Genomic DNA, 14,973 nt, shown 5'->3' with positions numbered 1-14,973 from the left:
GCTGAGATGAAGATCCCGAAATCCATCCTGGTCGATCCCGCGAAGAACTCGGCCTATGGCAGCTTTGCCGTAGCCGTGTCGGTCTGGACGTTTTCCTATTCGGTGATCTTCGGCCAAGTGCTGGTCCTCGCCTATTATGCGGTCTGGCTCCCTCTCATCCTGGTCGATCACCGGCGGTTCATGCGGCGCCTCTCCAGTGCCTGGCTGCCGCTCCTGTTTGCCGCCTATATCTGCCTTTCGATTTTCTGGTCGGCGGCGCCCGGAACCACGGCGCGGACTTCGGTCCAGTATTTCTCGCACATCCTCTGCGCCTACGTCGCCGCGCGCACCGTCAGCGTGCGGACCCTGACGATCGGGGCCTTGATCGGGATATTCGCCGTCCTTCTCTACTCGCTCAAGGTCGGCGCCTATTCAGCCGACGTCCTCGACGGCACTTACAATTTCGTCGGAGCCTTCGCCTCGAAGAACCAGATCGGCTTTGTCGGCTCGCTCGGTCTCTATTTCAGTGTGGTGTTTCTCGCCTTTTACAGGCGGGGGCGGCTGAGCCTGATCCTGACGGCGCCTGTCGTGCTGTTGTCGGCGTATCTCCTGGCTATCTCGCATTCGGCAACCTCGATGGCCTCGATCCCGGCCGTACTGGCGCTGGTGGCGCTGCTTGCCATGAGCAAAGCCCTGTCGCGCCGTTATCGCCGTGTGCTCGTCCTTGTCGGCGCCGGCCTGCTGGCCGTCGTCGCCGTCGTCGCTCTCAACCTTGGGCTGATGGATTTCGTCCTCGGCCTGTTCGGCAAGGATTCGACGCTGACGGGACGCACCTATCTGTGGGAGCAGGGCTGGAACGCGGCCTGGAAATCGCCGGCCCTTGGCGTCGGCTATGCTGCTTACTGGGTCCAGGGCTCCTCCGAGGCTGAGCGACTGTGGAACGAGTTCTACATCACCGCGCGAAGCGGGTTCCATTTCCACAACACCTACATCGAAGCCCTGGTGGAACTTGGCTTTATCGGCGCGGCGATGGTCTCGCTCATCATCCTGCGCACGCTCTTCGGTCATCTCGCGGCCGTCGTGCTGAGGTCTTGGCAGGCCGATCCCGTCGTCCTGGCCGGCGTGATGGTGCTGCTTCTGATCCGATCGTTCGTCGAGGTCGACATTCTCAACCCCTACATCATGGGGTCGTTCCTGCTGTATTACAGCTATTTCAGGCTCGCGCCGGTACCGGTTGCGCAGCGCCGACGGACTCCGATTGGCGTCGCGGAAGCAGAGCCGGCAAAGGGTTGAGCAGGAACCCGGCCTAACGACGCAAATAGCCCGGCGATGCCGTGATCTCACGGATAATGCGGGCGGGGTTTCCTGCGACCAGGCTGCGCGGCGGCACATTCCTGGTCACCACGGACCCGGCTCCAACCACGCTGTGGTCGCCAATTTCGACCCCTGGCAGGATGATGGAATTGCGGCCAATCCAGACATTGTCGCCGATCACCACGGCTCGCGTCTTGACGCCGGCGCCTTCATCGATCTCGTGATAGTTCGAATCCTGGATGACGACGCAATCGCCGACAAGGCAGTGCTTGCCGATGCTGACCGCTTCCGAAACGTCGATCATGACGCCGCTGTTTATGAAGGACCTGGCGCCGATGGAGAGGCGGGCATTCCGCAGCACGTGGAACCAGGAACGGGATCCGAATCCCCTGAAGGAGACAAGGGATCCAAGTTCGACGAGACCTCTCCCCGCAATGTGCGGCGCGATGCCGAACACCGACACGCGATCGGCGATCCGAATGCCTCGAGCGCGCCACAGGGAGGTATAGATCCTGCCCTTGATAAACCGTCGGACACGATGGACGTTCATGACGTAACCCTTCTGGGCCGTATTGATCATGCCGTGGGCGGGAGCATTCGCGGGCTGCCCTTCTGCAAGGTTGAAGGACACGGACCCTGACAGGCTAATCGGCGCGCGAGGTGGCCAATGCTTATTGGCTGGCCAACGGCGCCAATTTCACCTTGATCACGTCGCCCGGCAACACGGGTGTATTTTCCTGAGCGGCGATCTCGCTGCTCTTGCCATCGACGACCCGCACGAGTGAATAGACAAGGCTCGGCTGGTCATTGTCGCCGGCGGCTCTGATCGATGGATCGTTGGCCACAACCATCAGGCCCTTCTGCATGTTCACCCTGAGCGCTGCCTCATTGAGGTCGGCTTCGGTCTGCTGGCGGTCTACGGCAAGAGTGGAACTCAAGGAGTTCCGGGCATCGATGGCGTCCTGCGTCGCCTTGCTGATCGATTGCCGGGCAGTCAGGATGGCGGTTTCATAGTCCAGGATCTTGCCCTGAAGGTCGGCGACCGTCTGCTGCGAATCAAGCAGCCGTGAATTGGCGACAAGTCCTTTCTGTGCCAGCGGGCCGATGCCGGCGAGCTGCTGCTGCGCCAGGTCGACCTGTTTCTGCTGGTTGACGACCTTCTTCTGTAGCGACTCGATTTCTGCCTGCAAGACGCTTTTCAATTCGTCGAGCGCCTCGAGTTTCAGCTTCAACGCCTTCTGGTCGGCCGCCAGGATCGTCATCTCGTCGGCAACGATCGCCGGCAGTCTCGGATCGCCCTCGACCTCCTTCGGCACTTCGAAGCTGGCCTGGTTAGCCATATCGGCGTCGATGCGCGCGCGCCTGACGATAAGCCGGACGTGCTGGTCGTCATAAATGTCGAAATTTCCCTTGGCGGTGACCAGGTCCTTGCCGAGTTGAGGCCCGTAATCGGCAATCCGCCTGATGCCACCGGCGACACTGACAGCCTTCAGCACCGTCAACTCGGGCACATAGGGGAACTGCCCGGGCGTCTGCACCTCGCCTGAAATATAGAACGGTCGGAACTGCGCCATTTCGACCGAGGCTTCGGGCTTGTCCGGCAGCGCGAGCTTACGCTGCAGCGCTTCCCCGATCGCGGCGGCGACTTCGGATGTGGTTTTTCCCGACGCGGGCAGCTCGCCGACGAACGGCACCGAGAGCGTCCCGGCAGGGCCGACCGTGTACTCGCCATTGACCGCAGACCAGTCGCGGAATGTGCCCTCGACCGTCTGCCATTCCGCAACACGGATGGTGAGCTTGTCTTGCGAGCCGAGGTGATACTCGTCGGCGGCGGCGACGCCAGGGACGAGCAGCGACATGGCGAGGCACGTAGCCGCAAGCCGTACACTCAGGCGGGCCGAACAAGGGCCGCCGCGAAAGGCTTTCAATTTAGCGTTTTTCAACTGAACAATCCGATCCGCTTTAGCCCCATCGCCCGATGCGCTAGCCGCAGAATGTCGAGCCGGAGCTGGTCCCGGAGCCCGGCCGGTCAATAAGAGCCGCGCGACATCCAGACCGCCGGAACCGTCTTGATGATGATTCGCACGTCCTCGATCAGCGACCAGTTCTCGACATAGTGGCGGTCGAAAGCGACGCGGCTGTCATAGGAGACATCATTGCGGCCGCTGACCTGCCACAGGCCGGTCAGGCCCGGGCGCGACTTAAGGTAATAGACCGCGGAGGTGCCATAGATATCCAGTTCCTCGAGCACGACTGGCCGAGGGCCGACCAGACTCATGTCTCCCTGCAGGATGTTCAGGATCTGCGGCAGCTCATCAAGGCTGAGCTTCCTCAAGACCGCGCCGACACGCGTCACGCGCGGGTCGTTCTTCAGCTTGCGCGTCGTCAGCCATTCCACCTTGGCTTCTGGGTTGCTGGCAAGATAGGCAGCCAGCGCTTTGTCACCATCCGGAACCATGGTGCGAAACTTCAGGCAATGGAAGACCCGCCCGCCGCGTCCGATGCGCCTGTGGCCATACATGATCGAACCACCGTCCGAAAACTTGACGAGCAAGGCTATCATCAAGAACAGCGGACTGAGGGCGATCAACCCCACTAGAGCGCCAACGATATCGAAGCCACGTTTGACCAGACCGCCGATCGGCGGCGGAACATCGGTGTCGGCCTGCGAAAAGTCCGCGGTGGCCGACTTGGCAACATCCCTCATGCCGAAAACTCCATGCGTTGAACGAATGGTTCAGCGCACGATACCAAAAAAATGTTGCAGCGCAACACACGATTTCCCGCAGCCTCGAAATAGTCTCGTTAGGATTTGACTAAATAATAAGCTAGTCATGCACAAATTTCAGAACGGGAAACAGATTTACGACAATAAATGGGCGCCATCGGAAGAACGAAGGCTGGTTTGCGGCGGATTTTAGGCCACCTGGTCGATCTCAGGTTCTGAATGGCATATTAGTGCTTTGGAATGTCATGATGGTCGCGCTAACCCAGGAAAACTACTGTCAGTCGTCTTAAAAATCCGCTCAGGAGGAGGCAAAGTTTGTCCGATCCCAAGTCCTCGGTGTGCATTGCAGCATGCTGGAATCCCTGGCAAAATACTAACCAAAAATATCTGGAGTTGCCCTTGCCGCACATTGTTCGCCTTAATACAATTGCAGACTATTACCTGTCAGTGTGGCGACGGGTTTGAAAGGCCGGAAACAACCGGCCGAGTGTGGGCGACTAAAAAGGCCCATGCCACAAGGGACGACGCTCGGGTGGGGCAATCATTCAAAGGACCCGGGCCGGTTTATGGGCTGTTGGGTTTATGGCGCTTCCAAAATTCATCGTCGGAATGCTGTTCGCGCTTGCGATCGTCATTGGCTGGTCGTGGCTGGGCGGAGCGTCGGTGGGCACGACGCTGGTGCGCGTCATCGTCTGCGCCATTGTCATCCAGGCAGGCTACTTCGTGCTTGTCTATGCCTTGATCGCCACCAGCACACCCACGCCTGCCGACCTGGCTCGCGACGCGGAAAGAAAACTGAAGTCGTCCGAGGTCCGCGAAAGCGAGAAATTGGGCGCCAGGCGCAGCCTGCACTAGCTCGACGCAAACCCGCGCTGAGGCTGGCTGCCGCGCGTCCTCGGCAGCTGAATCTGTCCGAATGGATCCAAGCGGTCATTTCTCCTCGCATGAGAGCGTTCTCTGATGCCCATCGGTCGGGTCTCTTCGCCATGGCTGCCGCTAACCGTGCCTGGTTTCTGCCGACCGGACCGGCCGGCCTGGGCGTGCGCCATCTCCGATGACATCGACATCTTATCCCGTTATGGAGATTCGCGCGGGCTTTGCTGGTGAGGGCGAACACAAGTCGATTACCTGTCAGGAGGCAAATCCATGTCGATGACATCACCTGAAGTCTGCGTCATCATCGCGGCCAGGAACGCGGCGCCGACAATTGCAACTGCCATTGCCTCAGCCTTGCGCGAACCGGAGGTGGTGGAAATAGTCGTCGTCGACGACGCCTCCACCGACGAGACCGCGGCGGTCGCCAGGTCCGCCGATGACGGAAGCGGGCGGCTCATTGTGATGCGTTTTGACAACAATCGCGGCCCTTCGGTCGCACGTAACGCCGCGATAGCCGGCTCGAGATCGCCCTTCATCAGCATTCTGGACGCCGACGACTTCTTCCTCGAGGGCCGGTTCCGCAATCTGTTTGCAGCCTCCGACTGGGACTTCGCGGCCGACAACATCATGCTCATCAGGGACGGCACAACGGAGGATGCCACGAAAATCGTCGCCCCGCGATTTGCCGCCGATCCGGAATTCCTTGATTTCGACCGCTTTGTCGAAGGCAATATTTCCAGGCGTCGGGTACAACGAGGAGAACTTGGTTTTCTCAAGCCGGTGATCAGCCGTGAGTTCCTTGACCGCCACGGCCTGCGCTACGATGAGAGTCTGCGCCTCGGCGAAGATTATGAGCTCTATGCGCGCGCGGTCGCGTGTGGTGCGCGGTTCAAAATCATCCGCTCCTGCGGCTACGGCGCCATCGTCCGCGCCGATTCGCTCAGCGGTCGCCACAAGACGCAGGATTTGAAGCGCCTTGCCGATGCGGATCTGGCGTTGCTGTCGATCGACCGCCTGCCTGAAGCTTCAAGGGCGGTGTTGCGGCGTCACGAGCGGCACGTGCGCGACAAATACCGGCTGCGCAACTTCCTCGATGTAAAGGCCGAGAGCGGCCTGGCAGCGGCCGGGGCCTATGCGTTGTCCAGCCGGTCCAACCTTATGCCCATCCTTCGCGGTCTAGCCGCCGACAAGCTCGACGGCCTGTCTCGGCGCGTCGGCCTGGTGTCAAGCAACAGGCAAGTACCGCCACTGCGTTTTCTCATGGCTGGCAGAGGTCTAGCCGAACAGCCGTGACCCCGGTCAGACAGATGGCGTGGCCGTCTGGCATCCGCCGAACGGCGGACCATTTCGGTCGGAATCATGAGTTTACGAATTGGATGGTTGCCTCGCGGCCCCGTGGATGGCACTCTATGTTGCGGTGCAGCAAATTAGCGACAAGCGAAATTGGCCCTGCGAACCGGCGAATCGGCCGGTCGGTGAAGAGAACGGATGGCGCGTTCAATCTCATACCCCGCGGAGAGGTTTTTCGGGAGGGTGACGGAGGAAATCGAGGTTGGCCCGTTCAAGCGCGGTCCGAAACGTCGACTTTGGGTTGGGGGCAAGCAGCACAAAGGTGAGTTTGAAATGAGTTCGGATCTAAAAACAACGGCCACCATGCCAAGCCCCGCAAAGCCATTCACCCAGGCTGACCCCACACGGCTCAGTCCGGTCTTGGCGATGCTTGCTGCGGCCGCTCTCGGGGGCCTGTCGACGACCCCTTCTTTGGCGCAGGACATGCCCACGTCGCCGTCATTCGTCGATGATTTCAAGAGCTTCGACCGGGGACGCTGGTATGTTTCCGACGGATGGAACAATGGCAGCCATCAGAATTGCACATGGTCTAAGGGACAGGTCGCCGTTTCCGAGGGCGTTCTGTCACTCGGCTTCGAAAAGCAGAAGCTGAAGGATCGCGACTTCGCCTGCGGCGAGGTGCAGACCAAGCAGCGCTTCGGCTACGGCACCTATGAGGCGCGGATCAAGACCGACACCGGCTCTGGCCTCAACGCGGCATTTTTTTCCTATATCGGACCGAACGATAAGCAGCCCTGGGACGAGATCGATTTCGAGATACTCACCAAGGACACCTCCAAGGTGCAGGTCAACGCCTATATCGATGGCAAGGGCAAGAACGAAAAGCTGGTCCCCGTCCCAGGCGGGACGGACACCGCTTTCAACGACTACGCTTTTGTCTGGCAGAAGGACAGCCTGCGCTGGTACCTCAACGGTCAGCTGGTCAACACCATCACCGATCCGGCGAAGCTGCCGAGCCATGCGCAGAAGATTTTCTTCAGCCTTTGGGGAAGCGATACGATGAAGGGCTGGTTGGGGGCGTTCGCCGATCCGGGCCGCAAGGTCACGATGCAGATAGAGCGCGTCGCCTTCACCGCCCTTGGCGATCCCTGCCAGTTTCCCGAATCGCTGGCATGCACCGTAAAATAGTCGAGAATGAATTGAACTGGCTGGACCGGCGCTCGGCCGCTTTGCATGGGAACGAAACCGAATGAATTTGACGGTCTTTGGAATTGGCTATGTCGGTCTGGTACAGGCCGCGGTGCTTGCCGAAGTGGGGCACCAGGTGGTGTGCGTCGACATTGACGCGGAGAGGGTCGAGCGCCTCAACCAGGGCTTCGTCCCGATCTTCGAGCCTGGGCTGGAGAGCCTGGTCAAGGAGAACCACGCCGCCGGCCGCATCAAGTTCACCACCGATGCGGCCGCCGCGGTAAGGCATGGCGAGATCCAGATGATCGCGGTTGGCACGCCGCCCGGCGAGGATGGTTCGGCCGACCTCAAATACGTGCTGGCGGTCGCCGAGACCATCGGCCGCGAGATGGACAGGCCCAAGATCGTCGTCGGCAAGTCCACCGTCCCGGTCGGCACCTGCGAGAAGGTCAAGGCCAGGATCGCCGAGACTCTCAAGAAGAGAGGCCGCGAAGACCTCGCTTTCGACGTGGCTTCCAACCCGGAATTCCTCAAGGAAGGGTCCGCGGTCGCCGACTGCATGAAGCCTGACCGCATCATCGTCGGCACCAACAGCGAGGATACCGAGGCGGTGATGCGCGAGCTCTACGCGCCATTCAACCGCAACCATGAGAAGATGATCGTGATGGACGTGCGCAGCGCCGAATTCACCAAATACGCCGCCAATTGCATGCTGGCGACCAAGATCAGCTTCATGAACGAGATGGCCAATCTGGCCGAGCAGCTGGGCGCCGACATCGAGGAAGTCCGCAAGGGCATCGGCAGCGATCCGCGCATCGGCTACCATTTCATCTATCCGGGCCTCGGCTATGGCGGCTCTTGCTTCCCCAAGGACGTGCGGGCGCTGATCAAGACGGCCGAGGGGGTGCAGTTCGACGCCAAGCTGCTGCGTGCCGTGGAGGAGCGCAACAACGCGCAGAAGTCGGTGCTGTTCGACAAGGTGACCGGCTATTTCAAGGGCAATCTGAAAGGCAAGACCTTTGCGCTCTGGGGCCTGGCCTTCAAACCGAACACCGACGACATGCGCGAGGCGCCGGCCCGGGTGCTGATGGAAGCGCTCTGGCAGGCCGGTGCTAAGGTGCAGGCCTATGATCCCGAGGCGATGCAGGAGTGCCAGGCCATCTACGGCCTGCGCGACGACCTGCTTCTGTGCGGCACCAAGGAGGCGGCGCTACGCGGCGCCGATGCGCTGCTGATCGCCACCGAGTGGAAGAGTTTCCGCGCGCCATCCTTCGATGCGCTCAAGGACGCGCTGACCACGCCGGTCATCTTCGATGGCCGCAATCTCTACGACCCCAAGGTCCTCGCCCGGCATGGCATCGAGTACCACTCGATCGGCAGAATGGCGGCATGACCAGGATTGGGTCAGCCGGGATCACTCGATCCCGGAGCCCGTCGCCACTTCCGTGACGGCGCGGGCTTCGGGGTAAATTGAGGTCGATGACGCGGACGTCTTTTCGGCCGCGCCGACGAAACGCGAGGAGGTCTAAGCCATGAAAGTTCTGTTCGCGATCGGCAATGGCTATCTGCCCGAATTCAGCGGCGGAGTTCAATCGAGCACCCATCACCTGGTCCAGGAGCTGCAAAGCCGCGGTCACCAAGCCGCTGTCCTGGCGTCGCTGTTTGGCGATGGTCTTTTTGGGATGAGGGCGCGGCTCAAGATGAAGCTGCTGCGCCAGCCGGCCGCCATCGACAATTTTCCAGGTTACCCCGTCGCGCGCGCATGGTTTCCATGGGAGGCCGTCGGGTTTGCCAAGGATTGGTTCAAGCCCGACGTTGCCGTCGTCCAGTGCCACCAGTCGGTTCCGATAGGCAAAGCCCTGCAGAGCCTGGGCGTTCCGCTCGTGGTCTATTTGAGAAACGTCGAATTTCACGAGCTGGGCGGCGATCCCCGCGACCTGCATTCGGCCGTCTATGTCGCCAATTCCGACTTCACCGCGAAAACATACAAGCGGGAGTTCGGAATCGATTCGACCGTCATCCCGCCGACCGTCGATCCGGAGCTCTACGCCACCGCAACCACAAGGGATTTCGTCACTTTCATCAATCCGTACAATGAAAAAGGTTTCGAACTGGCGGTATCCATTGCTCGCCAATGTCCCGAAATCCCGTTTCTCTTCGTGGAAAGCTGGAAGCTCAACGATGACCACAGGGCCCTGATCGAGCAGACGATTGCCCCGTTGGCCAATGTCAGGTTGGAAAACCGCACCAGCGACATGAGAACCGTCTACGGGCGAACCAGGATATTGCTTGCGCCGAGCAAATGGGAAGAGGCCTGGGGGCGGGTTGCCTCGGAAGCGCATTGCAGCGGAATTCCCGTCATCGGGTCGAATCGCGGCGGACTGCCGGAGGCGATCGGGCCCGGCGGCGTCGTGCTGGACTACGACGCTCCCATAGAGGACTGGGCCGGCGCGGTCAGGGCCCTCTGGAATGATCGGGCCCGCTACGACGGGCTGTCAGCGGCAGCATCGGAATTTTCCAGGCGACCGGCGATGGATCCTGCACGGCAGTTCGCCGATCTGCTTGGTGTCCTCGAACACGCTTCGCAGCGTCGCTCTCTCCAGGTGGCCTAGAGCAATTCCAGGTAAACGGTGAATTGCTCTAAGCGAGCCCCTCTCAGCGGCTCCACGCGCTTCAGGGCTGCAAAACTCTGGCTGCAAGCCGACGCGTATCGTTCCTCGGCAATCAGGACCGATAGGCCGGACGGCCCGCGGCCAGGCGCAGGAGCTCGAATTGCGCGGTCAGCATCAGCACCATGATGACCGCCACGACCCCCGGCTTGGCCCAATTCTCCATGCTTGCCCTGACCGTCCACCGCGATTGCTGGATGGACTCGCTGGCAAACATCCTGGCGGCCCCGACGATCCTTGCCGGCTTCATCCTTTCCAGGTGCCAGCGTCCGCCGACCACCCTGCGACGCTTTCGGATAAGATCGATCATTTTCGCGCGCGTGGGATGCCTGACGATCATTTCAGGCAGGTAGCGCAGCCTGTGCCCTGCCGCCACGATGCGCCGTGAACAGTCGATATCTCCGCCCGACAGCAGATCCTGATTGAAGCCACCGATCGAGAGCAGGAGCTCGCGCTTGCAAAGCCAGTTGGCCGTGACGCAATGGCCGAACCGGACATTGACCTCCTGATTGAAGGCGGTCAGTTCCTCGTAGCGCGCGGCGAACGGCCCCGCTTTGTCCTCCCGAAACAGCGTGATGTGGCCGGCATGGAGGTCTACATCGGGAAGGCGCGTGGTCGCGGAGATCGCCTGCATGACCCAGTCCGGGTCCGCCACGCAGTCGCCATCGGTGAACAGCACATAGTCGCCGCGGGCGGCGGCAAGTCCGAGATTGCGCGCCCGGTACGAGCCCGGCTGCGGTTCAGACAGCAATGTGACGAAATCGAACCGGTTCACAATTGCCACCGTGCCGTCGGTCGAGCCATTGTCGACGACGATGACCTCGAAACGGTCCCTTGGCGCTGTCTGTTCGGCAATCGATTGAAGCGTCGCCGCGATGCGGTCTTCGCCATTCCACACCGGGATGATGATGCTGATGTAGGGATCTTCAGCCATGGAAAACGCTCCTCGCGGTTGCCGCGACCATCAATTGGCTCTCTTCAGCCTGCCCTTGAGCGCCTGATAGCCATTCTCGCCGAGCACGGTCCGCGCCGCCTTTTTCAACATCGCCTGGCGTCCGGCGGGCTCGCCCGCATGCTTCAGCCTATTGGGCAGATTTCTGGTCGCTTGGCCGAGCGCCGCCAGCGACATGGGCTGCGGCAGCATCACCTGATGCGTCTCGACGCAAAGGACGGGTTTTCCCGAGAGCCTGGCGATGTTCTCCGCCTGACGATACTCGCTTTCGATGAACAGGAGGGCGCCTGACTTCCTGTAGAAGTCGGCCTTGAAGCTCCCATGCACCCCAAGCCGCTGCCTTTCGGCCTTGCTTGGCAGGTCGAGCATGATCAGCTTGTCGTATCGCACCTCATGCTTGTCGAGCCATGCCTCGGTAAGCTTCCGGTACTTCTCCAGCCGGCTGGTGACCAGCCAGCCGATCTTGCGGGTCGGCCCATGCAGCGGCCGCGCCTCGCCGAGGAATTTCTCATAGGCAGGTCCGTCATCGTTTTCCGCCTCGGTCGGGTCAAGGCAGAGCACACCGTCGATATCGACGCAGCTTTGTTCCAGGAAGATGTGGTGCATGAAGTTCCATTGGAACATGCGCGGATGCGGCACCGTCTCGAACACGAAATCGATGTCGTCATGGCGGGGCAGATGGCCATAGACCGACGCGAAGATGAAGTCCGCCCGTATCCCCGCCGCCTCTATGCGGCGGCGCGCTTCGCGCATGGCGTCGCCACGGTTCACGCTGTCGTCGATCACCAGGATCTTGCGCATCTCGGCCACCCCCCGATCAAGGGACGCCCGACGCTTGGTGCTGATTCCGGACGTGTAGATCTTCCCGTCGATGAAACTGTCGAGGTCGGTCATCGCGATGTTGGCGGTCAGGCTCACCAAATTGGCCGCCAGGATGCCGCTGCGCGGCACGCCGACCACGAGATCGATGTCGCGCGGCAAACGATGCAAATGGGCGACGATCGTGTCGTTCATGTCGGCTATCGAGCGATAATGCATGGTCCAAATCCTTATCGTTCGTTCATGGAGGATGCCGAGGCCGCTGACCTCGTCAGTCCGGCAAGGCTAGTTTGCGTCTCTTTCCATCAGGCGCGGACTTCTGGCCGGGAGGAACTTCAGCACCTCGCGCATGGCTTCGCGCCCGGCCGCAAACAGCATCGCCACGGCGAAGGTCACCGCGTAGGACAGCACCACGGCCGCCACCAGCGCCGCGAGCCGGGGCTCGGGCAGAATCGATCTGGCAAACCAGACCGCCGCCAGCGCCAGGTGGGCGCCAAGGACGAACGGTGTCGCCGCGCGCAGCATGTCGATCGCACGCAGCGGACCGGTCTTGCCGATATAAAGCCAGAGAAATGGCGTCCTCAGATATTCGCTGACCGCATAGGCGATCGCAACGCCCAGCGCGCCGTAGGGCAGGCCGATGATGAAGGCCAGCACCGAGGTCACGGCAGTGACAATACCCCAGCGCATGAAGTCGCCGGAGCGGCCCTGGCTGACGAAAAGCCAGCCCGCCGGATTGTTGAGCGGCTGAAGCAAGCCCGCAAACCCGAGCGCCAGAAAGATGCTTGCGCTGCCGCGCCACTGCTCGCCCAGCACGAACGGGATCAGCACATCCGACATCGCGGTGGCGAAGGCGACACCGGGAAGAGCGACCATCAGGATAAGCGGAATGACGCGAAGATAGGCGCTGCGGTAACGGTGAGGTTCGTCCTTCAGCCTGGACAGAGCCGGTACCATCACTTTTGACAGGGGGTTGGTGATCTGGCTCAGTGGAAACAGCAGCAGCTTGTAGGCGCGGTCGTAAAGGCCAAGCTGGGCCTCGCCCCAATATTTTCCGATCAGCACATTGTCGAGGTTGCGGGCAAAGAAATTGGCGAAGTTGAAGCCGGTGATCCCGGCCCCGAAATTGATCAGCGTGCTGATTCCGGCAACCCTGCGCGGCAGACCAGGCCTCCAATGCGAACTCCCCCAATAGCAGAGCGTCGGCAGCACGGCTGAGGTCAGCGTGCCGGCGAAAAGCGCCCAGTAGGAGCGGTCTATGAAGGTCCAGGCGATCGAGACGGCCAGGCCGGCTACGGCACCGATGATGTCGATGATTGCCAGGCGGCCGAACTGCATGCGGCGCGTCAGCAGTGCAAGATGCTGGGCGCCAAGCCCGTAGGTTATGATTTGCAGCCCGAACGCGGCCACCAGGCCGGCGACGCGCGGTTCGCCGTAGAACGCCGCGACCAGGGGCGCCGCGCCGGCGAGCACGCAAGCCAGGGAGGTGCTGACCGCGACATTGATCCAGAAAAGATAGTTTACCTCCTCGCGCCGCAGGCCGGTTTTCTGGACAGTCGCCTGGGTCAGACCGAAATCCTGGAACAACGCTATAAATGCCAGCACCGGCGCGCACATCGCCAGGACGCCGAAATCCTGAGGCGATAACAGCCGCGACAGCACGATGACGGATACGATCTGCGTGCCGACCCGCACCGATTGCGCAATGGCGGTCACGACTGCTCCGCGTCCGACGGACTTGCGCAGCGAACCTTCCGGCGGGTCGAATGCATTGGCTTCCAAATTCAGGATTCCTGATTTTTGCACGGATTCCAAACCCGAAAATCCGTGACCGCCGCCTCGGACAAACTACGACAATAATTTTGCAGCGCAACAGAAAACGTCGATTCTTGCTACGCTGCACCAAAAATGTTGCGATGCAGCAAGACCTGTACTACGATCCTCCCTGGGTGGGCCAACAGCGGTAGAGTCTTGATGCTGCACGTGTTGTACCTAGTCCATGACGTGTCGGACCCGGCGGTGCGCCGACGGATTACGATGCTCAGGGCAGGCGGCGCCCGGGTGACCCTGGCGGGCTTCCGCCGAAGCGCCGATCCGATCGTGGCTATCGAGGGATTGCGGCCGATAGACCTCGGTGCGACACGCGACGGACACTTTGCTCAACGCATCGCGGCGGTCGCGAGGGCGGCCGTCTCAATAGGGTCAACGCTCGGCCAAATCCCCAGGCCCGACCTCATCATCGCTCGCAATCTGGAAATGCTGGCGCTTGCGCGGCGCGCAAACTCGGCCCTCGGTGCCTCGGTCCCGATCGTCTACGAATGCCTCGATATCCATCGTCTGTTGCTGCGCGGCGACATGCTGGGGAAGGGGCTGCGCGCGACCGAACGCTTTCTGGCCCGGGACGTGAAGCTTCTTGTGACCAGTTCGCCGGCCTTCATTTCCAATTATTTCGACCCCTACGGTCAGGTCGCGGCGCCGATCGAGTTGCTCGAGAACAAGTATTTCAACGCCGTCGCTGTTCTGCCCGATGAAAACCCCGGCGCACGCGATCTTGCGGCTCCGCCGTGGCGAATCGGCTGGTTCGGCGCGCTACGCTGCCGCCGCTCGCTCGAACTGCTGGCCGAGTTTTCGCGCCGCATGGAGGGGCGCTTTGAGATCGTGCTGCGCGGCCGGCCGGCCTTGTCCGAATTCCCCGACTTTCACGGCTATGTTGAATCGGAGCCGTTTCTGTCGTTTCGCGGGCCCTACCGCAATCCTGAGGACATGGCGGCGATCTACAGGGATATCCATTTTTCATGGGCGATCGATTTTTTCGAAGCGGGGCGGAACTCCGAATGGCTTCTGCCCAACCGGCTCTATGAGGGCTGCCGCTTTGGTGCTGTACCGATCTCGATGGGCAACACCGAGACAGGGCGGTTCCTCAACCGGCAGGGAATCGGCGTCCTGCTGCCGCAGGCAACGGCAGGTGCCCTCGACGCCGCCCTCGGCGGGATGGACCAGAACCGCTTCAGCCGCTTGACGTCGCGCGTGGCCGCTCACGATCCGAGCATGTGGAGCCATGATCGCGGCGACTGCCGGGCGCTGGTCGAAAGGCTTCGCCATCTGACCAGCTTGCGAGGCCCGCTGCCGGCCGAAGCCTTGGCATAAGGATCGACATC

General features: G+C 61.3%; 13 protein-coding genes. 7 read left to right on the top strand and 6 right to left on the bottom strand.

Annotated elements, in window-relative coordinates:
- The first annotated feature begins 6 nt into the window (after window positions 1-6).
- Window positions 7-1,272 (top strand): O-antigen ligase family protein, encoded by a 1,266-nt coding sequence (locus LB513_RS12025; protein WP_224663726.1) that lies wholly within the window; start codon window positions 7-9, stop codon window positions 1,270-1,272.
- A gap of 13 nt (window positions 1,273-1,285) precedes the next feature.
- On the opposite strand, the gene LB513_RS25240 is transcribed toward LB513_RS12025, so the two are convergent.
- From LB513_RS25240 to LB513_RS12010, 3 genes are all read right to left on the bottom strand, one after another.
- A complete protein-coding gene (locus tag LB513_RS25240; protein ID WP_318011187.1) occupies window positions 1,286-1,843 on the bottom strand; it encodes an acyltransferase in 558 nt (185 codons plus the stop codon).
- Between the two features lie 121 nt (window positions 1,844-1,964).
- Window positions 1,965-3,152 (bottom strand): polysaccharide biosynthesis/export family protein, encoded by a 1,188-nt coding sequence (locus LB513_RS12015; protein ID WP_224663725.1) that lies wholly within the window; start codon window positions 3,150-3,152, stop codon window positions 1,965-1,967.
- 170 nt (window positions 3,153-3,322) lie between these two features.
- Entirely contained in the window at window positions 3,323-4,000 is a 678-nt protein-coding gene (locus LB513_RS12010; protein ID WP_224663724.1) for a sugar transferase, read from the bottom strand.
- A gap of 603 nt (window positions 4,001-4,603) precedes the next feature.
- Between LB513_RS12010 and LB513_RS12005 the strand changes: the two genes are divergently transcribed.
- The 5 genes from LB513_RS12005 to LB513_RS11985 all read left to right on the top strand — a co-directional run bounded on the left by LB513_RS12005 (window position 4,604) and on the right by LB513_RS11985 (window position 9,987).
- Window positions 4,604-4,876: an exopolysaccharide production repressor exox gene (locus LB513_RS12005; RefSeq protein WP_224663723.1), complete on the top strand. Its 273-nt coding sequence runs from the start codon at window positions 4,604-4,606 to the stop codon at window positions 4,874-4,876.
- 291 nt (window positions 4,877-5,167) lie between these two features.
- Entirely contained in the window at window positions 5,168-6,190 is a 1,023-nt protein-coding gene (locus tag LB513_RS12000; protein WP_224663722.1) for a glycosyltransferase family 2 protein, read from the top strand.
- A gap of 330 nt (window positions 6,191-6,520) precedes the next feature.
- Window positions 6,521-7,375, top strand: a complete 855-nt coding sequence (locus LB513_RS11995) for a family 16 glycosylhydrolase (protein ID WP_318011186.1) — start codon at window positions 6,521-6,523, stop codon at window positions 7,373-7,375.
- Between the two features lie 61 nt (window positions 7,376-7,436).
- A complete protein-coding gene (locus LB513_RS11990; protein WP_224663721.1) occupies window positions 7,437-8,768 on the top strand; it encodes a UDP-glucose dehydrogenase family protein in 1,332 nt (443 codons plus the stop codon).
- A gap of 139 nt (window positions 8,769-8,907) precedes the next feature.
- Entirely contained in the window at window positions 8,908-9,987 is a 1,080-nt protein-coding gene (locus LB513_RS11985) for a glycosyltransferase (RefSeq protein WP_224663720.1), read from the top strand.
- Between the two features lie 112 nt (window positions 9,988-10,099).
- On the opposite strand, the gene LB513_RS11980 is transcribed toward LB513_RS11985, so the two are convergent.
- The 3 genes from LB513_RS11980 to LB513_RS11970 all read right to left on the bottom strand — a co-directional run bounded on the left by LB513_RS11980 (window position 10,100) and on the right by LB513_RS11970 (window position 13,597).
- A complete protein-coding gene (locus LB513_RS11980) occupies window positions 10,100-10,978 on the bottom strand; it encodes a glycosyltransferase (RefSeq protein ID WP_224663719.1) in 879 nt (292 codons plus the stop codon).
- 30 nt (window positions 10,979-11,008) lie between these two features.
- Window positions 11,009-12,034, bottom strand: coding sequence for a phosphoribosyltransferase (locus LB513_RS11975; RefSeq protein WP_224663718.1), 1,026 nt, complete (start codon window positions 12,032-12,034; stop codon window positions 11,009-11,011).
- Between the two features lie 66 nt (window positions 12,035-12,100).
- Complete coding sequence (locus LB513_RS11970) at window positions 12,101-13,597, bottom strand: lipopolysaccharide biosynthesis protein (protein WP_224663717.1); 1,497 nt, start codon at window positions 13,595-13,597, stop codon at window positions 12,101-12,103.
- 192 nt (window positions 13,598-13,789) lie between these two features.
- Here LB513_RS11970 and LB513_RS11965 point away from each other — a divergent pair, with 192 nt between their 5' ends.
- Window positions 13,790-14,962 carry a glycosyl transferase family 1 gene (locus tag LB513_RS11965; protein WP_224663716.1) on the top strand — a complete coding sequence of 391 codons (1,173 nt, stop codon included), beginning with the start codon at window positions 13,790-13,792 and terminating at the stop codon, window positions 14,960-14,962.
- The last annotated feature ends 11 nt before the right edge of the window (window positions 14,963-14,973 follow it).

This window comes from Mesorhizobium sp. ES1-1, from assembly GCF_020164785.1.
Classification (GTDB): Bacteria; Pseudomonadota; Alphaproteobacteria; order Rhizobiales; family Rhizobiaceae; genus Mesorhizobium.
The sequence above is the reverse complement of the archived record's forward strand: the minus strand, read 5'-3'. Positions and strand labels throughout refer to the sequence as shown.

Coding starts and splice junctions, on each gene's coding strand:
- LB513_RS12025 (WP_224663726.1), top strand. CDS start 7: ATGAAGATCCCGAAATCCATCCTGGTCGATCCCGCGAAGAACTCGGCC.
- LB513_RS25240 (WP_318011187.1), bottom strand. CDS start 1,843: ATGAACGTCCATCGTGTCCGACGGTTTATCAAGGGCAGGATCTATACC.
- LB513_RS12015 (WP_224663725.1), bottom strand. CDS start 3,152: ATGTCGCTGCTCGTCCCTGGCGTCGCCGCCGCCGACGAGTATCACCTC.
- LB513_RS12010 (WP_224663724.1), bottom strand. CDS start 4,000: ATGAGGGATGTTGCCAAGTCGGCCACCGCGGACTTTTCGCAGGCCGAC.
- LB513_RS12005 (WP_224663723.1), top strand. CDS start 4,604: ATGGCGCTTCCAAAATTCATCGTCGGAATGCTGTTCGCGCTTGCGATC.
- LB513_RS12000 (WP_224663722.1), top strand. CDS start 5,168: ATGTCGATGACATCACCTGAAGTCTGCGTCATCATCGCGGCCAGGAAC.
- LB513_RS11995 (WP_318011186.1), top strand. CDS start 6,521: ATGAGTTCGGATCTAAAAACAACGGCCACCATGCCAAGCCCCGCAAAG.
- LB513_RS11990 (WP_224663721.1), top strand. CDS start 7,437: ATGAATTTGACGGTCTTTGGAATTGGCTATGTCGGTCTGGTACAGGCC.
- LB513_RS11985 (WP_224663720.1), top strand. CDS start 8,908: ATGAAAGTTCTGTTCGCGATCGGCAATGGCTATCTGCCCGAATTCAGC.
- LB513_RS11980 (WP_224663719.1), bottom strand. CDS start 10,978: ATGGCTGAAGATCCCTACATCAGCATCATCATCCCGGTGTGGAATGGC.
- LB513_RS11975 (WP_224663718.1), bottom strand. CDS start 12,034: ATGCATTATCGCTCGATAGCCGACATGAACGACACGATCGTCGCCCAT.
- LB513_RS11965 (WP_224663716.1), top strand. CDS start 13,790: ATGCTGCACGTGTTGTACCTAGTCCATGACGTGTCGGACCCGGCGGTG.